Source organism: Streptomyces sp. NPDC102437 (genome assembly GCF_044765565.1).
GTDB lineage: Bacteria > Actinomycetota > Actinomycetes > Streptomycetales > Streptomycetaceae > Streptomyces.
The window spans coordinates 34,242-55,574 of sequence record NZ_JBIWKI010000031.1 but is presented as its reverse complement, the minus strand read 5'-3'; the positions used below and the strand labels follow the sequence as shown (position 1 = coordinate 55,574).

Annotated in this window: 21 protein-coding genes and 1 pseudogene; 15 read left to right on the top strand and 7 right to left on the bottom strand. The window is 71.6% G+C overall.

Going from position 1 to position 21,333, the window contains the following annotated elements:
- Nucleotides 1–38 precede the first annotated feature (38 nt).
- The 5 genes from ACIRJP_RS31165 to amaP are packed head-to-tail and all read left to right on the top strand — an operon-like array spanning nucleotide 39 to nucleotide 2,362.
- Complete coding sequence (locus ACIRJP_RS31165) at nucleotides 39–512, top strand: Asp23/Gls24 family envelope stress response protein (RefSeq protein ID WP_404181257.1); 474 nt, start codon at nucleotides 39–41, stop codon at nucleotides 510–512.
- A gap of 32 nt (nucleotides 513–544) precedes the next feature.
- Complete coding sequence (locus tag ACIRJP_RS31160; protein WP_404181254.1) at nucleotides 545–736, top strand: hypothetical protein; 192 nt, start codon at nucleotides 545–547, stop codon at nucleotides 734–736.
- A 5-nt stretch (nucleotides 737–741) separates the two neighbouring features.
- Nucleotides 742–1,095, top strand: a complete 354-nt coding sequence (locus ACIRJP_RS31155) for a hypothetical protein (RefSeq protein ID WP_404181250.1) — start codon at nucleotides 742–744, stop codon at nucleotides 1,093–1,095.
- Nucleotides 1,092–1,778: a DUF6286 domain-containing protein gene (locus ACIRJP_RS31150; RefSeq protein WP_404181247.1), complete on the top strand. Its 687-nt coding sequence runs from the start codon at nucleotides 1,092–1,094 to the stop codon at nucleotides 1,776–1,778. The genes ACIRJP_RS31155 and ACIRJP_RS31150 overlap by 4 nt, the downstream gene beginning before the upstream one ends.
- 5 nt (nucleotides 1,779–1,783) lie before the next feature.
- Nucleotides 1,784–2,362, top strand: a complete 579-nt coding sequence (amaP, locus tag ACIRJP_RS31145; protein ID WP_404181244.1) for an alkaline shock response membrane anchor protein AmaP — start codon at nucleotides 1,784–1,786, stop codon at nucleotides 2,360–2,362.
- 33 nt (nucleotides 2,363–2,395) lie between these two features.
- Here amaP and ACIRJP_RS31140 read toward each other — a convergent pair whose 3' ends face one another.
- The 6 genes from ACIRJP_RS31140 to ACIRJP_RS31115 form a co-directional block, all read right to left on the bottom strand.
- Nucleotides 2,396–3,151, bottom strand: coding sequence for an SDR family oxidoreductase (locus ACIRJP_RS31140; RefSeq protein WP_404181241.1), 756 nt, complete (start codon nucleotides 3,149–3,151; stop codon nucleotides 2,396–2,398).
- A gap of 5 nt (nucleotides 3,152–3,156) precedes the next feature.
- Nucleotides 3,157–4,956 (bottom strand): glycoside hydrolase family 15 protein, encoded by a 1,800-nt coding sequence (locus ACIRJP_RS31135; protein ID WP_404181238.1) that lies wholly within the window; start codon nucleotides 4,954–4,956, stop codon nucleotides 3,157–3,159.
- Between the two features lie 98 nt (nucleotides 4,957–5,054).
- Nucleotides 5,055–5,867, bottom strand: a complete 813-nt coding sequence (locus ACIRJP_RS31130) for an SURF1 family protein (RefSeq protein ID WP_404181236.1) — start codon at nucleotides 5,865–5,867, stop codon at nucleotides 5,055–5,057.
- Nucleotides 5,868–5,935: 68 nt separating this feature from the next.
- Entirely contained in the window at nucleotides 5,936–6,169 is a 234-nt protein-coding gene (locus ACIRJP_RS31125; RefSeq protein ID WP_072482991.1) for a hypothetical protein, read from the bottom strand.
- Nucleotides 6,170–6,232: 63 nt separating this feature from the next.
- Nucleotides 6,233–7,231 carry a DEDDh family exonuclease gene (locus ACIRJP_RS31120; protein ID WP_404181233.1) on the bottom strand — a complete coding sequence of 333 codons (999 nt, stop codon included), beginning with the start codon at nucleotides 7,229–7,231 and terminating at the stop codon, nucleotides 6,233–6,235.
- A gap of 29 nt (nucleotides 7,232–7,260) precedes the next feature.
- Nucleotides 7,261–7,932: a TetR/AcrR family transcriptional regulator gene (locus ACIRJP_RS31115; RefSeq protein WP_404181230.1), complete on the bottom strand. Its 672-nt coding sequence runs from the start codon at nucleotides 7,930–7,932 to the stop codon at nucleotides 7,261–7,263.
- Between the two features lie 154 nt (nucleotides 7,933–8,086).
- Here ACIRJP_RS31115 and ACIRJP_RS31110 point away from each other — a divergent pair, with 154 nt between their 5' ends.
- From ACIRJP_RS31110 to ACIRJP_RS31075, 8 genes are all read left to right on the top strand, one after another.
- Entirely contained in the window at nucleotides 8,087–8,887 is an 801-nt protein-coding gene (locus ACIRJP_RS31110) for an acetoacetate decarboxylase family protein (protein ID WP_404181227.1), read from the top strand.
- Nucleotides 8,884–9,768, top strand: coding sequence for an SDR family NAD(P)-dependent oxidoreductase (locus ACIRJP_RS31105; protein WP_404181224.1), 885 nt, complete (start codon nucleotides 8,884–8,886; stop codon nucleotides 9,766–9,768). Before ACIRJP_RS31110 ends, ACIRJP_RS31105 begins: the two co-directional genes overlap by 4 nt.
- A 10-nt stretch (nucleotides 9,769–9,778) precedes the next feature.
- Nucleotides 9,779–11,056, top strand: a complete 1,278-nt coding sequence (locus tag ACIRJP_RS31100; RefSeq protein WP_404181221.1) for an amidohydrolase family protein — start codon at nucleotides 9,779–9,781, stop codon at nucleotides 11,054–11,056.
- Nucleotides 11,056–12,285: an amidohydrolase family protein gene (locus tag ACIRJP_RS31095; protein ID WP_404181218.1), complete on the top strand. Its 1,230-nt coding sequence runs from the start codon at nucleotides 11,056–11,058 to the stop codon at nucleotides 12,283–12,285. Before ACIRJP_RS31100 ends, ACIRJP_RS31095 begins: the two co-directional genes overlap by 1 nt.
- Nucleotides 12,286–12,373: 88 nt before the next feature.
- The gene (locus ACIRJP_RS31090; RefSeq protein WP_404181215.1) at nucleotides 12,374–17,551 is read left to right on the top strand and encodes a caspase family protein; all 5,178 of its coding nucleotides are present in this window, start codon (nucleotides 12,374–12,376) and stop codon (nucleotides 17,549–17,551) included.
- A complete protein-coding gene (locus ACIRJP_RS31085) occupies nucleotides 17,530–17,838 on the top strand; it encodes a hypothetical protein (protein WP_383708679.1) in 309 nt (102 codons plus the stop codon). Before ACIRJP_RS31090 ends, ACIRJP_RS31085 begins: the two co-directional genes overlap by 22 nt.
- The gene (locus ACIRJP_RS31080; protein ID WP_404181212.1) at nucleotides 17,835–18,449 is read left to right on the top strand and encodes a hypothetical protein; all 615 of its coding nucleotides are present in this window, start codon (nucleotides 17,835–17,837) and stop codon (nucleotides 18,447–18,449) included. Before ACIRJP_RS31085 ends, ACIRJP_RS31080 begins: the two co-directional genes overlap by 4 nt.
- A 51-nt stretch (nucleotides 18,450–18,500) precedes the next feature.
- The gene (locus ACIRJP_RS31075) at nucleotides 18,501–19,214 is read left to right on the top strand and encodes a VIT family protein (RefSeq protein ID WP_404181209.1); all 714 of its coding nucleotides are present in this window, start codon (nucleotides 18,501–18,503) and stop codon (nucleotides 19,212–19,214) included.
- A gap of 177 nt (nucleotides 19,215–19,391) precedes the next feature.
- On the opposite strand, the pseudogene ACIRJP_RS31070 reads toward ACIRJP_RS31075, so the two are convergent.
- A pseudogene (locus ACIRJP_RS31070) lies at nucleotides 19,392–19,559 on the bottom strand (hypothetical protein); the annotation flags it as partial.
- Nucleotides 19,560–19,762: 203 nt separating this feature from the next.
- Between ACIRJP_RS31070 and ACIRJP_RS31065 the strand changes: the two are divergent.
- Entirely contained in the window at nucleotides 19,763–20,641 is an 879-nt protein-coding gene (locus ACIRJP_RS31065; protein ID WP_404181206.1) for a sterol desaturase family protein, read from the top strand.
- Nucleotides 20,638–21,327, top strand: coding sequence for a lysoplasmalogenase (locus ACIRJP_RS31060; protein ID WP_404181203.1), 690 nt, complete (start codon nucleotides 20,638–20,640; stop codon nucleotides 21,325–21,327). The genes ACIRJP_RS31065 and ACIRJP_RS31060 overlap by 4 nt, the downstream gene beginning before the upstream one ends.
- Nucleotides 21,328–21,333: the final 6 nt, after the last annotated feature.

Below are 21,333 nucleotides of genomic sequence, written 5' to 3'. Positions count from 1 at the left end.
CAAAGAGGTCCAAAACTGCCCTGAAGGGAAGAATGGCGATGACCGACACCACACAGCGAAACCGCCCGGAGAGCCCCGACAAGGAATCGACCCAGATCACCAGGCGTGGTGGGGGAGCCCCCGCCACGCGTGGCCGGACGACCATCGCCGACGGTGTGGTCGAGAAGATCGCGGGAATGGCGACCCGCGACGTGGTCGGCGTCCACGCCATGGGCAGCGGTTTCTCGCGCACCTTCGGAGCCGTGCGCGACCGGGTACCCGGCGGCGGCAAGTCCGTCACCCGCGGGGTGAAGGCGGAGGTCGGTGAGTCCCAGACCGCGCTCGACCTGGAGATCGTCGTCGAGTACGGCGTCTCGATCTCCGATGTCGCCCGCGACGTACGGGAGAACGTGGTCGCCGCGGTCGAGCGGATGACCGGGCTGGAGGTCGTCGAGGTCAACATCGCGGTGAGCGACGTGAAGCTGCCCGACGAGGCCGAGGACGAGGAACAGTCCGAGACACGGGTCCAGTAGACCTTTGGCACAAGGCAGTTGAGGAGCGCACGATGATTATGGCTTGGGCCGGCATGGTGGCCGGCATGGCGCTCGCATTCGCCGGGTACTTCGGCGGATTCGGGGCCTTCCTGCTGGTGGCCGCCTTGGGAGCGGTCGGCTTCGTCGCCGGTCGCCTGCTGGAGGGTGACCTGGAGCTCGGCGACTTCTTCCGGAGTCGCGAGCGCGGCGGCCGACGGCGGTGACGGCGTTGTCGGGGGTGAAGGGCCGGATCGCCGCCGGTGAGCGCGGCGAGACCCGGATCGCCGACCGGGTGGTCGCGAAGATCGCCGCGCAGGCGGCGAAGGAGGCGATCGACGAGCCGCCGGAACAGGGTGGTGCACCGCGCGCCACGGTCACGGTGCACCGGGGCGCCGCCCGGGTGCGGGTGAGCCTGGAGCTCGGATACCCCTGCGACATCGGCCGCCAGTGCGGCGGGGTGCGTCGCCATGTCGCCGAACGGGTAAAGGCGTTGGTGGGGATGGAAGTGCCCGAGGTGGCCGTACAGGTGGAGCGCCTGCATCCGACGGGAGCGAGCGCCGCGGCACAGGGGAGGATCCAGTGACCGAGCCCCAAGAACCGGAGCACCGTAGCGGACGGCCGCCCGCCACCGGCCCCGCCGAGCAGGGGGACGTGCTCGAACTCGACCAGTCCGCCTCGTCCGCCGCGTACGACCCCGTGCCCGCGCGGCAGGAGGACCCCGCCGGGGCGGGACGCTTCTGGTCGGCGCGCCGGATCCCCGCGACGCTCCTCGCGCTCGTGGTCCTCGGCGGCAGCGGGCTGCTGCTCTACGACGTGGCCGCGGTGCGGGCCGACCGCCCGGCGATGCGGTGGCGCCGTGAGCTGGCCGACCAGCTCGCCGAGCGCCCGCTGGGGAACGCCTGGCTGCTCGCCGCCGCCGCGCTCGCCGTGGCCATCGGAGTGCTGCTCCTCGTGCTCGCCGTCACCCCCGGCCTCCGCGCCCTGCTGCCCATGCGCACCTGCCGTCCCGGCGTACGCGCCGCACTCGACAGGTCCGCAGCCGCGCTGGTCCTGCGCGACCGGGCCGTCGAGGTGTCCGGAGTGCAGTCGGTACGGGTCCGGATGGGCCGGCGCAGGGCGGTGGTGCGCGCAGTCTCGCACTTCCGGGAACTCGACGACGTACGGGCCGATCTGGACACCGTGCTCGGGACCGGCATGAGGGAACTCGGGCTGGCCCGGCCGCCGAGCCTGTCCGTCCATGTCCGCCGGCCCGCGAATAAGGAGTGAGTCCGTTGCTCAGGACCGTCAACCGGGTACTGCTCGGCCTCGCCGGGCTGGTACTGATCTGCGGCGGCGGCGCGGTGCTCGCCGCCGGTCTCGGCCTCGCGGTGCCGTCCTGGTGGCCCTGGTACGGCAAGGGCGATGTGCTCATCAGCGCGGCCGACCGGAACCGCTGGCGCGACCAGGGCTGGTGGTGGCCGGCGGTCATCGCCGCCCTCGCCGTCGTGGTCGTCCTCGCCCTGTGGTGGCTGCTGGCCCAGCTGCGCCGTGCCCGCCTCGCCGAAGTTCTGGTGGACAGCGGGGACGGCGAGGGGGCGCTGCTGCGGGGCCGGGCCCTGGAAGGGGTGCTCGCCGGTGAGGCGGGAACGCTGGACGGGGTGGCCCGCGCCCACGTCGCGCTGACCGGCCGGCGCAGCTCGCCGCACGCCAGGATCCGCCTGCGGATGGAACCGCACGCGGCGCCGGACGAGGCGCTCGGCCGCCTCGCCGACGAGGCGCTGGCCCATGCGCGGGACTCGGCGGGGCTGGCGGAGCTGCCGGCCGAGGTGCGGCTGAGGGCGGTCAAGCACCGTGCGGAACGGGTGAGCTGACCGCGGCCACCCGGGCCGGGGCAGGGCTCCGGTTCAGAAGCCGTGCCGGGTGCCGCCGTCGACCGGCACCATGATGCCCGTCAGGTACGAGGCCGCGGGGGAGAGCAGGAACGCCGCGGTCCGGCCGAACTCCTCCGGGGTGCCGTAGCGCCGCAGCGCGATCTGCGCCTCGTTGGCCGTCCGGGCGGCCTCGGCGTCGCCCGAGAGGGCATCCAGCTCACGTACCCGGTCCGTGTCGATCCGGGACGGCAGCACGCCCACCACCCGGATGCCGCGCGGACCGAGCTCGTCCGCCAGCGACTTGGCGAAACCGGCCAGGCCGGGACGGAGTCCGTTGGAGATGGTCAGCCCCGGGATCGGCTCGTACACGGAGCCGGAGAGCACGAAGCCGATCACACCGCCCTCGCCGAGCACGGCCGCCGCGGCCCTGGCCAGCCGTACCGCGCCCAGGAACACCGACTCGAAGGCCGACTGCCACTGCTCGTCGGTGTTGTCGGCGAGGAAACCGGGGGCCGGCCCGCCGACGCTGATGAGAATGCCGTCCAGCCGGCCGAACCGCTCGTGCGCCTCGTCCACCAGACGCTGCGCGGACGCGGGGTCGGCGTTGTCGGCGGCGAGGCCGACCGCGTCCGGCCCCAGTTCGGCGGCGGCCGCCTCGGCACGCCGTCCGTCCCGGCCGGTGACGATCACCCTCGCTCCGTCGTCGGTGAGTACCCGCGCCGTGGCGTTGCCGAGCCCCCGGGTCGCTCCGGTGACGATGTACACACGGTCCTTCAGTCCAAGATCCATGACCCCTATCCTGCCGCGTCGGGCTCCAGCGTGTCCTCCCCGGCCAGTGCCATGGCGGTGCCCACGAGGCCGATGTGACTGAACGCCTGCGGGAAGTTGCCCAGCTGGCGGCGGCCGACGGTGTCGTACTCCTCGGCGAGCAGCCCCACGTCGTTACGGAGCGCCAGGAGCCGTTCGAAGAGATCCCGGGCCTCCTCGCAGCGCCCGGTCAGGCGCAGGGCGTCGGCCAGCCAGAACGAGCACGCCAGGAAGGCCCCTTCGCTGCCGGGCAGCCCGTCGATCGAGGCGCCGTCCGTGCTGTAGCGGCGGACCAGGCAGTCCCGGCCCAGCTCGGCCCGGACCGCGTCGACCGTACCGATCACCCGGGGATCGTCCGGCGGCAGGAAACCGGTCCGGGCGATCAGCAGGGTCGCGGCGTCCAGGTTCCGTGAGCCGTAGGACTGGGTGAAGGTGTTCCGTTCCGGGTCGTACCCCTTCTCGCAGACCTCCCGGTGCACGGCGTCCCGCATCGCCCGCCACCGGTCGGCGTCGCCGGCCAGCAAGGGATTGTTCTCCAGTGTGCGTACGGCACGGTCGGCGGCGACCCAGGCCATCACCTTGGAGTGCACGAAGTGACGGCGCTGGCCGCGGATCTCCCACAGCCCCTCGTCCGGCTCCCTCCAGGTGGACTCCAGGAAGCCGAGCAGGCTGAGCTGCAGACTCCAGGCGTGCGGCTTGTCGTCGAGCCCCGCCTCACGGGCCAGCCGCAAGGAGTCGATGACCTCCCCGTACACATCGAGCTGGCGCTGGCGGACCGCGGCGTTGCCGATCCGGACCGGGGAGGAGTTCTCGTAACCGCGCAGCCACGGCAGCTCCGCCTCGGGCAGTCTGCGTTCGCCTGCGAGCCCGTACATGATCTGGAGGTCGGCCGGGTCCCCGGCGACCGCCCGCAGCAGCCAGTCCCGCCAGGCGCCGGCCTCCTCCAGGTAGCCGGCCGAGATCAGGGCGCCGAGGGTCAGCGTGGAGTCCCGCAGCCAGCAGAAACGGTAGTCCCAGTTCCGGACGCCCCCGATCTCCTCCGGCAGCGAGGTGGTGGGCGCCGCCACGATGCCGCCGGTCGGGCCGAAGGTCAGCGCCTTCAGCGTGATCAGCGAGCGGATCACCGCTTCCCGGTAAGGGCCCCGGTACTTGCACCGGGCGGACCACTCGGTCCAGTCGGACAGGGTGTTCTCCAGCGCCTGGTACGGGTCGACCAGCTCGGGACGGGGCGAGTGCGAGGGGTGCCACGTCAGTACGAAAGCCACCTTCTCGCCCGCGGAGACGGTGAACGACGAGCAGGTGGAGAACTGCTGGCCCCAGGTCTTGACCGGCGGCTCGCTGCGCAGCCAGGCCGAGTCCGGCCCCGCGACCGCCACCCGGTGCCCCTGCGAGCGGCGCATCCACGGCACGACCGAGCCGAAGTCGAAGCGCAGCCGGATCACGGAGCTCATCTCGACGGTGCCGCTGACGCCCTCGACGATCCGCATGACGTCGGGTTCCTGGTCGCGCTGAGGCATGAAGTCGATGACCTTGACCGTGCCGGTGCGGGTCTCCCAGAACGTCTCCAGGATGAGGGACTCACCCGCGTAGCCGCGCCGGGTACAGGTCTCCGCGCCCTTCGGGGCGATCCGCCAGTGGCCGTTGTCCTCGTCGCCGAGCAGGGCCGCGAAGCACGCGCCCGAGTCGAAGCGGGGCAGACAGAGCCAGTCGACAGAACCGTTTCTGCCGACCAGGGCGGCCGTCTGGAGATCGCCGATGAGGGCGTAGTCCTCGATGCGTGGGGTCACGTTCTGGCGTGTTCCCGAACCTGGCCCCGTTAAGCAGTCCCGGGCCGCAGGAGTCACCCGGCCGGGCACGCCCCGGCCCGCATCCGGCGGACACGGTGTCAGGCCGTGGCGGGTTCCGGCTTCTCCGGCTCGGCGGGCTGCTGCTCCCCGGCAGCGGCCTTCGCCGCCTCCGCCCGGTCGCGCTTCTCCCGGCGCGCCAGCACCACGTACCCGACCGGGACACCGGCGGCGAAGAGCCACCACTGCACGGCGTACGCCATGTGCGGGCCGATCGAGCTGTCGTCGGGGGCCTCGATCAGCTCCGGGGAGTCGCCGAGGGGCTCGGGCGCGGTCTGCTCGATGTAGCCGCCGAGCACCGGCCGGGAGAGCCTCTTGGCCTCCTGGGCGCTGCTGATCAGCATCACCTGGCGGTCCGGGAGGTCCGAGATGTCCTTGATGCCGCTGGCGTCGGTCGTCTCGTCGGCCTTGAGCCGCCCGGTGACCCTCACCTCGCCCCTGGGCACGGCCGGTACGTCGGGGAAGGCCTGCTGGCTCGCGGCGGAGGGCACCCAGCCGCGGTTGACCAGGACCGTACCGCCGCCCTTGAGGTCGAGCGGGATCAGCACATGGACGCCGATCCGGCCGTCGGTGGAGGTCCTGCGGCGCACGACCACCTGGTGCGCGGTGTCGTACGTACCCGTGGCGGTCACCGTCCGCCAGTAGTCGGAGCGCGGGACCGTGTGACCCGGAGCGGTGAGCGAGGCGACCGGAACCGGCTCCGCCTTGAGATTGCGGGAGATCAGGGAGTTCTGCGCGACCTTGTGCTCATGCCGGTGCAGCTGCCAGAAGCCCAGCTCGACCATGGTGGGAATCAGGACGAGGGCGAGGAGGGCGAGGATCAGCCACTGCCGGGTCAACAGGAAGCGGTACACCCCACGACGGTACAACTGTGCCGTGGGGTGCGACGCGCAGGGGTCGGGGAAAGGGCCGCGACCGCGCTTCAGACTTTGTCGATGATGCCCACCTTCCCCTCGGCGCGTGCGCAGTGCCCGCCGCAGAACCAGTGCCCGTCGACCTCGACACCCTGACCGATGATCTGGACCCGGCAGTGCTCACAGATGGGCGCCATGCGGTGGATGGCGCAGGAGAAGCAGTCGAAGACGTGCACCGCGCCCTGCGCGTGCACCTCGAAGGACATGCCGTAGTCGTTTCCGCAAACCTCACAACGTGCCATGCGCCACAGGGTCGGACGCGGGGGCGGCGGCGGGCGAGCGGCGGGCGGGCGAGTCGCGCCGGTTCACTCCGATGACGGCGCGGGCACCTGCACGCCGGCGGGTGCCACATCGCGCAGCAGGTGGGTGAAGGCGCTCTCGTCCAGGATCGGCGTGCCGAACGACTTCGCCTTGACCGTCTTCGACGTCGCAGCGTCCGGGTCGTTGGTGACCAGCAGACTGGTCAGCCGGGAGACGCTGGTCGCCACATGCAGCCCGGCCTCCACGGCCCGGTCCTCCAGCAGCTCGCGGTCGACGGAGGTGTCCCCGGAGAAGGCCACCCGCATGCCCTGCATGAGGGGTTTGTCCTTCTGGTAGCGCCCGGGGTTCGGATACGGGCACGCCGGGCGCTTGCGCGAGGCGCGCCAGCTGTTCTGACCGTACGAGGCCTGAAAGCCGATCCGGGGTGTGACCGGGGAGTCCGACCACTCGGTCAGCGGCCGGCACTCCAGCAGCGGCAGCCGCACCCCGTCCCGCGCCGCCGCGTGCAGACTCGGCCGGAACGCCTCGGCCAGCACCCGGGCGTCGTCCAGGGCGTGGTGGGCGTTCTGCTGCACGACGCCGAAGTGCGCGGCCAGCGACGCCAGCTTGTGGTTGGGCAGCGGCAGCCGCAGCTCCTTGGCGAGCGCGATGGTGCACAGCCGCTGCTCGACGGGGGCGACGACCGCGGCCCGTGCGTACTCCCGGGCCAGCATCGACCAGTCGAAAGCCGCGTTGTGCGCGACGAGGACGCGGCCCGCGAGCCGCTCGGAGAGCTGCGCGGCGACCTCCGGGAAGAGCGGGGCGCCTTCGAGCACCTCACTGGTCAGGCCGTGGATCCAGACCGGGCCGGGATCGCGCTCGGGGTTGACGAGGGTGTACCAGTGGTCCTCGACATTGCCCTGTGCGTCCAGACGGTAGACGGCGGCGGACACTATCCGGTCGTCCCGTGCGAGGCCGGTGGTCTCCACGTCGACGACCGCGTACCCCTGCGGGTAGGCGGTCGGCCACGGTGCTGCGGTCTGGCGGTCGTCGAGCATGGTCACAGAGAATACGGGCCGCGACTGACAGTCTCCTATTCGGCCGTCCGCCCCCGCGCCCCGGTTCCGCGGCCCGGCCCCTGTCGCACGGGGCCCGCCAGCAGCCCCTCCACCAGGGCCCGTACGGAATCCGCGAACAGCCGGTCCGGGTCGGCCGGCCGGGCCAGCGCGCGGGCCAGCGCCGGGTCGTCGTCCGCGGTGGACGCGGCCCACAGATCGCCCTCGCCGGGGGACTGGACGGGGGACCGTTCCCGGTTGCGTTCGACGAGCAGGAAGCCGACGGTCTGGAACTGCACCGCCCGCACCGCCGCCGCCGCCCGCGCCCCGCGCAGCCCCGCGGCGTGCACCTCGTGGACGAGGGCCTGTTGCGCGGGCAGGAACATCCGCTCGGTGAGCCCCCGTTCGTGGACCATCGCGATCAGGTGCGGCCTGGCCCGCAGCTCGCGGCGCAGGCCGCGGGCGACGGAGACGATGCGGGCCGCCGGTGTCCGGCCGGCCGGGCGGAGGGTGCCCATTTCGCGCACGGTGCGCTCGACGAGGGCGTCCAGCAGTGATTCACGGTTGCCGACGTGCCAGTAGATCGACGTGACCGCGGTGCCCAGCTCCGCGGCGAGGGCGCGCATGGTGAGGGCCTGCGGCCCGTGCCGCTTCACCAGGGCGGCGGCCGTGTCCAGGACCTCTTCGCGGGTCAGCGACGATCGCGCCACAGCGCTCCTTGATTCTCGAACTCCGTTACGTGCATGCCTATTTACCCTTCATCGACGTCGGTGTAACTGTGTTACAGAACCCGCACGGAGAACCGGGACACGGAGACCGAACGACAAAGACCGATTCACGGACGACCGAGAAGGGTGGTACGACATGGCACGCGTACGGTACGGCGCGCGCACCGGGGCCGAGATCGCGGCGGCCCGCGCGGCCCGCTCCCAGCTCCCCGACATCTGGTCCACCGGCGTGGTGGCCCTCTGGGAGAGCGACCCCGACGCGGTGGCGGCCGTCCTGCCGCCGCCCCTCAAGCCGGCCGGGCGCCCGCTCGTCCGGGCCAGTATCAGCACGGTCGAACTCCCCGGCTACCCGCTCGGCGCCGGCTCCGTCGCGGTCGCCGCAGTCCACGACGGCCACGAGGGCTGGTATCCGCTCGTCATGCCGATGACCCATGAACGGGCGCTGACCGGCGGCCGCGAGGTGTTCGGCGAACCGAAGAAGCTCGGCGAGGTGACCGTCGAACGCGATGGCCTCGTCGTCCGGGCCGCGCTCGCCCGGCACGGCATCGAGTTCGTCGAGGTGCGCGGCGCGGTGAGCGGACCGCTCCCCCTGCCCGAACCGGCCGACAAACTCGACTTCTACTTCAAGTTCCTGCCCGCCGTGGACGGCGAGGGCTTCGACTCCGACCCCGTACTGATCCACTGCACCCGCCACGAGAAGGTCCGCAGACTGGAACGCCTCTCGGGCGACGTGGTGCTGCGCGAGTCGGTGTACGACCCGGTCGCCGACCTCCCCGTACGGCGGCTGGTCGAACTCACCATCGGCGAGAAGACCAGCGACCAGCGCGGCAGGGCCGTGGAGCAGGTGAGCGCGAAGGCCCTGCTGCCGTACATCCACCAGCGTTACGACGACCCGCAGCAGATCCACGACGGCCCGCCGGAAGGGAGCGCCCGATGAGGCTGGAGGAGGGCCAGGTCGCCGTCGTCACCGGCGCCGCGAGCGGCATCGGCCTCGCGATGGCACGCAGGTTCGCCGCCGAGGGACTGAAGGTGGTCCTCGCCGACGTGGAGGAGGGCGCGCTCGACAAGGCGGCGGGCGAACTGCGCCAGGACGGGGCGCGGGTGCTGGCCAGGGTCGTCGACGTCGCCGAACGCGACTCCGTGCAGGCCCTGGCCGAGGCCGCGTACGACACCTTCGGCGCCGTGCACGTGCTGTGCAACAACGCCGGTGTCGGCTCAGGGGCCGAGGGCCGGATGTGGGAGCACGAACCGAACGACTGGAAATGGGCGTTCGCCGTCAACGTCTGGGGCGTCTTCCACGGCATCCAGGCGTTCGTGCCGCGCATGATCGCGGGCGGCGCCCCCGGCTACGTCGTCAACACCTCGTCCGGCGACGGCGGGATCGCCCCGCTGCCGACCGCCTCCGTGTACGCGGTCACCAAGTCCGCCGTCGTCACGATGACCGAGTCGCTGTACGCACACCTGAGGGCGGAGGGCGTCGCCGTCGGCGCCTCGGTGCTCTTCCCCGGCCCGCACATGCTCCGCACCGGACTGTGGGAGTCGCACCGCAACCGGCCGGAGCGGTACGCCAAGGAACGCCCGCGCAGGACCCCGTACCGCAGCCTCGGCCAGTGGGAGTCCGCGATGCGGGCGGCGGGCCACGAGGTGGAGTTCACCCCGGTGGAGGACGTCGCGGCGACCGTCGTGGACGGGATACGCGCCGACCGCTTCTGGATGCTGCCGGACAGCGAGCACAGCGACCGGCAGATCCGCGCCAGGTCGCAGTCGATGCTGGAGCGGGCCAACCCGTCGTACCTGGAGAGTTTCATACTCGACTGAGGAGCGAGCGATGACCGACGACCCGTACCTGATCATCTCCTCCGACTGCCACGCCGGACTGCCCACGGAGGAGTACCGGCCCTATCTCGACCCCCGCTTCCACCGGGACTTCGACGACTTCCTCGCCGGGCGCGACCGTCGCCGCGAGGAGATGACCCGCCTCGGGGTGCGCAACGAGGCGTTCGCCGACAAGTGGTTCCACGACAACGAGGAAGGCCTGAAGGGCGGTTGGGACGCAGCCCGGCGCCTGAAGGAACTGGACGGCGACGGGGTGGCGGCCGAGGTCGTCTTTCCCGACGCGGACGCCGTCGACAGCCGCACCGCCGCCCCCTTCGGCGTCGGCCTCGGTCTCTCCGGCGACCAGGACCCCGAACTGGGCATGGCGGGCGCGCAGGCCCACAACCGCTGGCTCGCCGACTTCGTCTCGCAGAACCCCGAACGCCACTGCGGGGTCGCCCTGCTGCCCGTCACCGGTGAGGTCGACCGGGTCGTGGCGGAGGTCCACCGGGCGAAGGAGTCCGGCCTCGGTGCGCTGATGATCCCCTCCATGTGGGTGGACAAGGCGCCCTACCACGACCGCCGTTACGACCCCGTGTGGGCGGCCGCCGCCGAGACGGGGATGCCCGTGGTCACGCACTCCGGCGCGGCGCCGCGCCACGAGTACGGCGACCACCTCGGGATCTACGTCTCGGAGGTCACCTGGTGGCCGTCCCGCCCGCTCTGGTTCCTGCTCTGGTCGGGCGCCTTCGAACGCCACCCCGGGCTGAGGTTCGGCGTCGCCGAGTCCGGCTGCTGGTGGCTGCCGAACCTCCTCTGGTTCATGGACCGGCTCTACCTCGGCGCCCACGGCGGCAAGAAACTCTCCCCGTTCGCCGAACTGAAGCGGCCCCCGCACGAGTACCTTGACCGGCAGGTCTTCATCTGCGCCACGAACACCAAGCGCCGCGAACTCGCCCAGCGGTACGAGATCGGCGTCGACAACATCCTGTGGGGCAGCGACTTCCCGCACCCCGAAGGCACCTGGCCGAACACCGCCCAGTGGCTGCGCGACACCTTCCACGACATCCCCGTCGCCGAGACCCGCCGCATGCTGGGCCTCGCCGCGGCCGAGGTGTTCCGCTTCGACACGGCGAAGCTCGCCCCGATCGCCGAACGCATCGGCCCCACCCCCGCCGACCTGGGCCAGAGCACCGACCAGGCGGCGGTCGAGGCGTCCTGGGCGCGCTCGCGAGAGACCGGCAGACACTGGCTGACCGGCCATGACTTCCCGGTCCTGGGGGCCGACTGATGCCCCGCGAGCGCTACACCGTCATCTCCGCCGACTGCCACGCCGGCGCCGACCTCCTGGACTACCGGCCCTACCTGGAGTCGAAGCACCACGACGACTTCGACGCCTGGGCGGCGGCCTACGTCAACCCGTACGAGGACCTGGTCGCCGACACCGCCGACCGCAACTGGAACTCGCAGCGCCGGCTCGCCGAACTGGAGGCGGACGGCATCGTCGCGGAGGTCGTGTTCCCCAACACCATCCCGCCCTTCTTCCCCTCCGCCTCGCTGATGGCGCCCGCGCCCTCCCGGCAGGAGTACGAACAGCGCTGGGCCGGCCTGCGCGCCCACAACCGCTGGCTCGCCGACTTCTGCGCGCAGGCGCCGGGCCGGCGCGCGGGCGTGGCACAGGTCCTCCTCAACGACCCGGCCGAAGCGGTCCGCGAGGTCCGCCGCACCAAGGAGGCGGGCCTCACCGGCGGCATCCTGCTGCCCGGAGCACCGCCCGGCTCGGGCGTCCCGGAGCTGTACTCGCAGGCGTACGACCCGCTGTGGGCGGTCTGCGAGGAACTGGACGTACCGGTGAACCACCACGGCGGCTCGGCCTCCCCGCCGCTCGGCGACGAACCGGCGGCCCGCGCCGTCTTCATGGTGGAGACGACCTGGTTCTCCCACCGGGCGCTGTGGCACCTGATCTTCGGCGGGGCCTTCCGGCGCCACCCCGGACTGAAGCTGGTCCTCACCGAGCAGGGCTCCGGCTGGATCCCGGGCGTCGTCGAGATGCTCGACTACTACCACGGCCGCCTGGTCGCGGCGGCGACCCGGGCAACCACCGCCGAATCCAGGTTCGGTGCGGGGCTGGCCGCCTCGATGGGCGCGAGCCCCAGCGAGGTCTGGCGCGACAACTGCTACGTGGGCGCCAGCTTCATGCGCCCCCACGAGGTGCCGCTGCGCGACCGGATCGGTCTCGACAAGATCATGTGGGGCAGCGACTACCCGCACGACGAGGGCACCGCCCCGTACACACGGGAGGCCCTGCGGATCGCGTACGCGGGCGTGGAGCCCGAGGAGGTCGCGGCGATGACCGGCGGCAACGCGGCCCGCGTCTACGGCTTCGACCTGGCGGCTCTCGACCGCATCGCGGACGAGGCCGGCCCGACGGTCGAGGAGGTCGCCGAACCACTGAAGGAAGTCCCGCCCGGCGCGGCCAGCCCCGCCTTCGCACCGGGCGGGTCGGTACGCGTCTGGTGACCCGCGGTCGCCGAACCCCGTCCGGGCCGCCGTTCACCTGTGGCATGGTGATCTGCACGATCAGGCCCGACGGGGGGAGGCGACGGCCGTGGGGAACAGCAGGCAGGCACTGCTCATCGCTGTGCCGCAGTACGAACTGAGCGACCATTTCCCGGACTTGACCCAAGCCGTGCAGCGGGACGTCGAGCTGATGGATGCCGCGCTGCGTTCGTCGGGATACAGCGTCGAGACACTGGGGCTCTCCTCGGACCGGCCGGCTCTGCGTTCCCGGATCGTCAGCGCCATCAGCCGGGTCTGCTGCACGGCGCCGGAGGACGGCACGGTACTGATCCACTTCACCGGCCATGGACTGTCCGTCGACGGCGCCGACTACCTCGTGCCCTCAGAGGCACAGCTCAACTGGTCGACCGATCCGCCGCATGTCGACGCCGACAGCCTGATCGGCCTCGATCTGACGACGCTGCTCAAGGGCTGCAAGGCGGGCACGGTCCTGCTCACCATCGACGCCTGCCGTGACGCGCAACAACCCGACGGTGTGGGCTCGTTCGGCGGGCCCGCGACCAACTTCCCGTCGTGGCGGGACCGGGTGGCCGTCGTCTTCGGCTGCGCGGCGGGCCAGACCTGTGGTTCGGACGAACTCCTGGGCAGCCACTTCACCAGGGCACTCGCGGACGCCCTGGCCTCGGACACGTCCCCGCGGACCGTCAGCGACGTCATCTCCCACACCGTCCGCAGAACCGCGGAGTTCGCCCGGACGGCCCAGCACGAGCAACGGCCCACCGTGCACTACGCACCGAGCGGCCCCGCGGCCATCGCCGGCACCGAACTCTGCACCGGAAAGACACTTCAGGAGGAGTGGTCGGTCGCGATCCGGGACCCGGAGCTCTGGGCGGCCGTCCAGTGCGGCGAGGACCGCAGAAGCGAACTGCAGAAGGCCCTGGAGCGGCTGGCCCTGGAGTGCGCCAGGCTGCGGGCGCAGTCACTGACCGAGATCCCCGACCCCTGGGCCGACGACGGCTATCCGGTACGGGTACTGGCGAGCGGACTGCGGGCGCTGCTGGCCCCGTCGGTGACCCTCGGCGGTCCGCTGCTGGACCCGTCCGAGCTGGCCGTGCTCCTGGCCGCGCCGTTCGTCCGCGAGGCCGTCTACGCGATGGGCGTCAAGGAGGCGGCGGCCGCCAGTCCGTACCAGCTCGATCCGGCGGTGAGTGAGCTGGGCGACGAGGCCCGCATCGACCTCGAACACACCTTCGCCGCGCATCCGCTGATCTGGCGTAAGGGGCGCGAACTGGCGAGCCGGGGCGCGAAGGAGGAAGCTGGGGCCGTCGCCGCCTGGCTGATGCACCGCCATGTCGCGGGGCGCGAAGAGCTCTGGGACACCTACGCGCCGGGCCTGCTCGCCCCGCTCGCCTCCGCCCTGCTCGGCACCGGTGAGGCGTCCGCCCGGTCCGCGGAGCTCATGGACGGGCTGATGCGGGTCTGCCGCCAGACCGCCGTGGTGCCGGCCCAGCCGTACGCCGGGGAACGCGAACCCGCCGAGGGGCCGCAGGGCCCGGAACAAGTCGTCCCGCGCACCGGCCCTGCCGAACGGTGGCGACCGCGTGAGCTGTCCTGGCTGATCGGCCTCGCGGGTCTCCTCGGCGGAGACCTCCGCGACATGCCGGGCGTCCTGGTGGACAACGTCGGCGTCACGGACGGCCTCGTCCCCGCCCAGGCGGTCGCCGGCGTCCAGGAACTGCGCTGGTCCAGGGACCGCCTCGGGGCCTCGGTCGACCTGGACCTGCCGTGCCCGCACCCTGCCGTGCACGCCGCACTGGAGACGCTGACCGGCTGGGCCGACGACGCCGTGCAGCACATCAAGCAGCACCTCTCGCCGGGCGAGGCCGGAGGACCGCTCACCCATCTTCCCGAACGCGTGACCTGCCACAAACTGCGCCCTGCCGGCCGTGGCGACGCCTACGGACTGCCGCTCATGCGCTTCAGCCTCGCCGAGGACGAGATGCGTGAACTCCTCATGGGGTCCCAGCTGTACGGCGACCGCGCCCTGGCCCTGCGCGAGCTCTACCAGAACGCCCTCGACGCCTGCCGCTACCGCAGGGCCCGCGTGCGCTACGGCGAGCTGAAAGGGGGCATCCGGCAGGGCTGGGACGGCGAGATCGTATTCCGGCAAGGTGTCGACGACGACGGCCGCCCGTACGTGGAGTGCGAGGACAACGGCGTGGGAATGGGCCAGGCCGCGCTGCGGAGCACCTTCTCGCGTGCGGGCCGCCGGTTCGAGCAGTCCAGGGAGTACCGGAGGGAACAGGCCCGCTGGCGCGCGGTCGACAAGGACCTCAGGCTCTATCCGAACAGCCGCTTCGGCATCGGTGTGTTCAGCTACTTCATGCTGGCCGACGAGATCAGCATCTGGACCCGGGTGACGGACGAGTTCGGCCGCCCGGAATCCGGGCGCGGGCTGCGGGTGGACATCGCGTCTAGCGGAAGCCTCTTCCGCATCAAGGAGAGCGACGCCGCCCAGCCGGGAGGCGGGACCCGGGTGCGGCTCTATCTCAACAGCGACGCGATCGACGTGGCGGACGAACTGGCCAAGCGGGTATGGCTCTGCGACTACACCATGCGGGTGGAGCGGAGCGGCGCCGTGGTCAAGGAGTGGGAGAAGGACGTCCTCTACTACGACGGGGACAGCGCGAGCCCGGTCCGGGCCGACCGGAACGTGTGGTGGGTGCCCGGACCGGGCTGTCTGCTCGTCGACGGGATCTGGACGCCGACGGGCAAGCGCGACGCGGAGGCGGCCAGGTCGTTCAGCGCGCGTCTCGTGATCGGGGACGAACCGATGTACGGGTGCGTGGTCGATCTCAGGGAGACGCACTCCCCGGACCTGGACACCAGCAGAACGAGAATTCTCGAGTTCGACAAGGACTGGGTGTCGCGGCATGTCCGTGAACTCGCCGAGCACATGGACCTCCCGTCCTGGTTCAGTGTGGAGTGGTTGTGGAACTTCGCGCACGCCCATCGAGGCGGCGCGCAACTGCTCGTCAACAGGCTCCTCGAAGCGGACGCCGTGGTGGCCAGCACGACCAGCTGGGACCGGGGCGCGGGGGTGTCTCTGCGCGGGGTCGGCTGCCTTCCGGTGGACGTTGTGCTGCATACGGGCACGAAGCCCCGGGACGGTCGGCACGGCACCCTCGGATCGGCACCGCCCGGGCTGGTGGCATGGCGGGTGGCCGCTCTGCGTTCCGTCCGCATCCCCGTGGACGACGAATTCGCGAACGTGCCGGCGCCCCAATCGCTGGCGGGATATCCGCAGCCGTTGCCGTGGGAGAGCGGGATGGCCGCTGGAGACTACGGCAGCCGCATCTACCTCGAAGAGGCCGTGGTGCCGCGGCCCGGGGACCGGCCCACGACCTTTGCCGGGCTGCTCCACAGGCTGCGCAGATACGCCATCGCCGGCGTCCGTGTTCCTGTCGTTCCCGACCTCGATGCCGCGTATGCGATGGAACTCGATTCCGTGGACTGCGAGTTGCTCACGGACAGTCGGCTGTTCAGTAAGTCGTCGATCAGGACGTGGGCGAGCAACGCCGAGGACGCGGAGCCGGAGCGCGCCCCTGTGCTGTCCGTGCTGAATGACTTCTCTCTGCGGGCGGGGCTCCCTTGGCGGGAAGCGCTGGCGCGGGCCGAACGGTTCAGCGCCGCCGGATTTCCGCTGGAGCCGCTGGGCCTGGATCTCGGCGCCGTTCCGGCGGACGCCGACGCGGTCGCGACGAAGCGGGAGATCCAGGTGCTGCGCCTGCACCCCGAATTCGCCGGGGACGAACGCCCGCTCCGGCTCGACGAACCACCCTCCGCAGAGGAGTACGAGCAGGTGATCCGCCGGTACGGGTGGCTCGGGATGTCCGCGGACGCAGAGATGGCCGAGTTCGAGGGCAGCTTCGACGTCATGCGGATGTTCGCAGACGTGGAAGCCGCGTTCGAGTACAGGCACTGGCAGAAGCACGGCCCGTCCCCGCGATTCTGGGCACTGGCCGCTGCCAGGACATCGACGACGGTGGGGGAGGTCTACGAGCGCTTCGCCCCGTGGTTCGAGTCGAAGGAACTGAGCCTTCCCGACCTGGACGGTCTGAAGGACAGGAGCTTCACCAAACTGGAGTCCGCGCTGGTGGCGGAGCCCACCCTGTCCGTCGAAAGGTATGGATGGTACGAGGGGCGTGAATGGGTGTCACCCCATCTGGCGCCGCTCGCCGAGATCGCCATCAACGTACGCAGGTCCCTGGCGGATACCACCGATATCGTCGGGGCGCTGACGAGCCTTGCGGAGTCCGGTCTGGTGGACGCGGCTGCCCCGGGGCTCGTCGACCGCTGGCTGACCGCTCCGCCCGACGGCATGGGACTCCTCATGCCATGGACGTGGGATCTGACGTGGCTGAAAGACATGGGCGGCCCGACCCGCCTGGATTCGGCGTACGCCGTGCTGGCGGCCGCCGCGCGTGCTCTGCCGCTCGGAGCGGTGTATGCCAGACTCGCCGAGATGGCCCCGTTGCTGGGTGTGGAACCGGAGATGCTGCCCCTGCCCGATGACCTGGCCGAGGCGCGGGTCAGCGTGGCGGACGTGGAAGCCAGCTGCGAGTGGACGCCGGAGGGGGTGCGCTGGCTGCCGGGGCCCGATGTCGCCAAGCTGGTGCAGCACGCCCGGAGCAGGGAGGGCACGCTCGGAGACAGCGTGCGGGAGCTGAGCCGGTTCGCCGTGCTCGGCAGTCCATGGAAGCCCCAGGACGACATGGCCGCCGCGGAGTGGGCCAAGTGGCGTCCCACGCAGCACGACACGGCGATGTTCCTCGACGACCTGGCCGGCGACCGGCCGGTCGGCCCCGTTGATCTCCTGCGGGTCGCCGCGCGCTTCGGCTGGCCGATGGGCCGGGCCTGGGACCGGCTCGCGCTCTACCGTCCCTTCGGGGTCGAACTGCTCGCCGAACGGCCGGAGTTCTCCGGGATCCCGCTGTGGCAGGATCTGATCCTGCTCACCGAGGAGTACACCGGCCGCGCCCCGGCGCTCGGTGGCCGGGTCTCCGGCGAGCGGATCGCCGTCAGCGCACGGGAACTCGAATGGACCACCGCCGCAGTCGTCGAGCGGCTCAAGCTGTACGCGGGAGTGTTCGGCCTGGAAGTGCCCGACACGTACCCCGACGCCCCGGCACCGACACCGCCCGCGGAGCCGTACCGCGCGGCGGCGAACGAAAGGAGCACCGGATGCCCCCGGCCCACGATCTGACACCGTTCCGGGAACAGGAGCTCGCACCGGCCGGCAGCCCCACCGTCGCGCTCTCCGCCGACGGCCGCTGGTACACGGTCACGGGCCCCTGCCCGAACTGCCACGCGAGCAGTGTTTTCCGGGTGGCGTACGGCGTACTCGGCCCGTACAAAGGCCGACGGCGCGCACCGGAGCGGCTCACCGGCAGCATCCTGGTCTACTGCCAGTGCGGATTCCCGCATCCGGACCGGCCGTCCGAATTGCCGGACACCGGCTGCGGCGCGTTCTGGGACGTGCCGGTGCCATGACCGATCTGACGAGGAAGAGGTTCGCGCAGCTCGGCCAGCAGCTCCAGCTCGAACAGCTCACCGCCGTACGGAAACAGGCCGAGGGCTGGCGGAACGGGCTCACGGCACTGACAGGGCTCGTCGGCGTCGTCTTCGTCCTCAAGGGCCGCGAAAGCGTCGCGGGCATGCCCGCGACATGGCGCTGGACGACGGCGGCGCTCCTCGTCCTGGCGTTCGCTCTGCTGCTCACCGCGGCGCTCGTCGCGGTGCGTGCCGCGCACGGTCAGCTCGGGCAGCGTATGTGGCTGAGCGGGGACAAGCTGCTGTCTGCAGTGATGGACGAGGTCGAGCACACCCACGACGCACTGACCGCGGCGCGGCGCTGCTCGGTCGTCGGACTGTCGGCGATCGTGGCGGCCATCGCGGTCTCCTGGGTCGTGCCGGCCGAAGCGGCCAAGGACGAGAAGACTGCCGGGCCGAAGGTCCTGGTCTCGACACCCGTCGGCATCACATGCGGCGAACTGGTGCTGAGCAATGGCGACGCGGTGACCGTCAAGACCGGCGGCAAGGGGAAGTTGCAGCGCATACCGGCAGGTGATGTCCGGTCGCTCACGCCGACACCACAGTGCTGAGCGTGGTGTCGGTACGCGTCCGGTGACCGGGCGGAGTGAGACCATCCCGGGGTGACGGATACCCAGGCGCACGACGAACCGCACGGCAATGGCCTCGGCACGCGGCTGAACTGGCTGCGTGCCGCGGTCCTCGGCGCCAACGACGGGGTCGTCTCCACCGCGGGCCTGGTCGTCGGCGTGGCCGGTGCCACCGGCGACCGCGGCACCCTGCTCACGGCGGGCCTCGCCGGACTGCTGGCCGGCTCCATGTCGATGGCCGTGGGCGAGTACGTGTCGGTATCCACCCAGCGCGATTCGGAGATGGCCGCGCTGGCGACGGAGAAGCGAGAGCTGAGGGAGACCCCCGAGGCGGAACTGGTCGAGCTGACCGGCCTGTTGGAGGGCAAGGGCCTGAGCCGCGAAGTCGCCCGGGAGGCGGCCCTCCAGCTCACCGAACGCGATGCGCTGCGCGCCCACGCGGTGGTGGAGCTGGGCATCGACCCGGACGAGCTGACGAACCCGTGGCACGCGGCGGAGGCGAGCTTCCTGGCATTCACGGTCGGCGCGCTGCTGCCGCTGCTGGCGATCGTGCTGCCCCCGTCGTCGCTGCGGCTCCTGGTGACCGTGCTGTCGGTACTGGCGGCGCTGGCCCTCACCGGATGGTGGAGCGCCCGCCTGGGCGAGGCGCGGGTGGGGCCGGCGGTGCTGCGGAACATGGCTGGGGGAGCGTTGGCGATGGCGGTGACCTATGGGGCGGGGGAGTTGCTGGGGGCGGTGGGGGTCTGAGGGCCCACGACGTGCGCGCAGCACCGGCCGAGCAGCTCCCCGTGCAGCCGGCCGCGCGTTCCGAGAGGCCCGCGGCGGGCGGTGGCAGCTCGGCGGCCGGCCGCCCCGGATCCAGGTCACGGCGAACAGCCGGTCCGCCGTCAGCTCGCCCGCCGCCGCGAAGGCGTCCCGCACCGCCTCCACGGCGGCCGGCCGCTCGTGCTCCGGCAGTCCGGCGCAGGAGTCCGTCAGCCGGTCGCCGAGCACCCGCGCCGGCCGGTCCGGCTTCGCCGGGCGAGGGAGAGGGCGCACCGGAGCCGGGACCGGGCCCGCGCCGGGCCCCGGCGTGACCAGCGACCTGGTCACCGTGCCGATCACCGTCGCCGTCAGTCGGACCGGCGCAACCTCCGTCCCCTGCAAGGCAGTTCGTTCCCCAGGGCAAGCTCGACGCAGGGATCGTACGGCGCGGCTGTTGGCAGAAGTCACCAAAGACTGCTGACACCGCGTCTCGCATACTTGTTGGTAACTACGTCTAGTCCCGGGCCGACCTGCGGCTCTACGGTGCAGGCATGCCGACGAACCTGCCCGATGTAGTGCTCTGGTCCATACCGGCCTTTGTCCTGCTCACTGTTCTGGAAATGGCCCTCCACCACTTCCATCCCGACGAGGACGCCGCCGGGTACGAGGCGAAGGACGCCGTCACCAGCATCACCATGGGGCTGGGCAGCCTGGTCTTCGACCTGCTGTGGAAAGTGCCCATCGTCGCGATCTACACCGCGGTCTACGAGCTGACCCCGCTCCGCGTCCCTGTGCTCTGGTGGACCGTCCTGCTGATGCTGCTCGCGCAGGACTTCTTCTACTACTGGTCGCACCGCGGCCACCACGTCATCCGGATCCTCTGGGCCTGCCACGTGGTCCACCACTCCAGCCGGAAGTTCAACCTCTCCACCGCGCTGCGCCAGCCCTGGACCTCGCTGACCGTCTGGCCGTTCTACCTGCCGATGATCGCGTGCGGAGTCCACCCGGCGGCGCTCGCCTTCTGCTCGTCGGCGAACCTCGTCTACCAGTTCTGGGTGCACACGGAGCGCGTCGACAAGCTCCCCCGGCCCTTCGAGTACGTACTGAACACGCCCTCCCACCACCGGGTGCACCACGCCTCGCAGGGCGGCTACCTGGACCGGAACTTCGGCGGCATCCTGATCCTGTGGGACCGGTTCTTCGGGTCCTTCACCGCCGAGACCGAGCGGCCCGTGTTCGGGCTCACCAAGAACATCGACACCTTCAATCCGCTCCGTGTCGCCACCCACGAGTACGCCGCCATCGCCCGTGACGTGCGGTCGGCGGGCAGCTGGAGCGAGCGGGCCGGGCGGATCTTCCGCGGGCCCGGCTGGCAGCCGGCCGGAACGGCAGCCCGTAAGGCGGCCCACGCCCAGGAGAGCGCCGGATGAGCGCGGACGCCGTACCGGACCGGCGGGAGCGCCTCGTACGCCCGCTGCTCATCGCCTTCCTCGTGGCCTCGGCCGTCGACCTCGTCGGTCTGCTCGCCGACGTCCCGGCCGCCCACCTGGTCGCCAAGCCGCTGCTGATGCCGTTGCTGGCGGGGTACGCCGCCGCCCGGCGCGGGCCCCGGCTGCTCGTCGCGGCGCTGCTGTTCGGCTGGGGCGGCGACACGTTCCTGCTGGCCGACGCCGATCCCGCCTTCCTCATCGGGATGGGCTCCTTCGCCGCGGGTCACGTCTGCTACCTGTGGCTCTTCGGACGGGCGCGCGGTTCGCTGCCCGCCGGGATCGCGTACGCCGTCGTCCTGACCGTCTTCGTCGTGCTGCTCTGGCCCGGACTCCCCGCCGACCTGCGGATCCCGGTGACCGGCTACAGCCTGCTGCTCACGGCGATGGCGTTCCGGGCCGGCACGCTCGGGCGGTACGCGGCCGCCGGCGGGGCGCTCTTCCTGCTCTCCGACGCGCTGATCGCCACCGGCATCGCGGACTGGCCGCAGCTGCCCGTCCCCGACTTCTGGATCATGCTCACCTACATCGCGGCGCAGTTCCTGCTGACCGTCGGAGCGCTCGCACCAGGGCCGAAACGGGGCGGTGTCACCCCCGGGGCGTACCGTGAACGGAGTACCAGCAGCTGAGAACGG

Bases quoted from the DNA above. Each gene is read 5' to 3' on its own strand.
- ACIRJP_RS31080 (WP_404181212.1), top strand. From the start codon at position 17,835: ATGACCGATCTGACGAGGAAGAGGTTCGCGCAGCTCGGCCAGCAGCTC.
- ACIRJP_RS31165 (WP_404181257.1), top strand. From the start codon at position 39: ATGACCGACACCACACAGCGAAACCGCCCGGAGAGCCCCGACAAGGAA.
- ACIRJP_RS31060 (WP_404181203.1), top strand. From the start codon at position 20,638: ATGAGCGCGGACGCCGTACCGGACCGGCGGGAGCGCCTCGTACGCCCG.
- ACIRJP_RS31105 (WP_404181224.1), top strand. From the start codon at position 8,884: ATGAGGCTGGAGGAGGGCCAGGTCGCCGTCGTCACCGGCGCCGCGAGC.
- ACIRJP_RS31065 (WP_404181206.1), top strand. From the start codon at position 19,763: ATGCCGACGAACCTGCCCGATGTAGTGCTCTGGTCCATACCGGCCTTT.
- ACIRJP_RS31095 (WP_404181218.1), top strand. From the start codon at position 11,056: ATGCCCCGCGAGCGCTACACCGTCATCTCCGCCGACTGCCACGCCGGC.
- ACIRJP_RS31110 (WP_404181227.1), top strand. From the start codon at position 8,087: ATGGCACGCGTACGGTACGGCGCGCGCACCGGGGCCGAGATCGCGGCG.
- ACIRJP_RS31100 (WP_404181221.1), top strand. From the start codon at position 9,779: ATGACCGACGACCCGTACCTGATCATCTCCTCCGACTGCCACGCCGGA.
- ACIRJP_RS31160 (WP_404181254.1), top strand. From the start codon at position 545: ATGATTATGGCTTGGGCCGGCATGGTGGCCGGCATGGCGCTCGCATTC.
- ACIRJP_RS31140 (WP_404181241.1), bottom strand. From the start codon at position 3,151: ATGGATCTTGGACTGAAGGACCGTGTGTACATCGTCACCGGAGCGACC.
- ACIRJP_RS31125 (WP_072482991.1), bottom strand. From the start codon at position 6,169: ATGGCACGTTGTGAGGTTTGCGGAAACGACTACGGCATGTCCTTCGAG.
- ACIRJP_RS31085 (WP_383708679.1), top strand. From the start codon at position 17,530: ATGCCCCCGGCCCACGATCTGACACCGTTCCGGGAACAGGAGCTCGCA.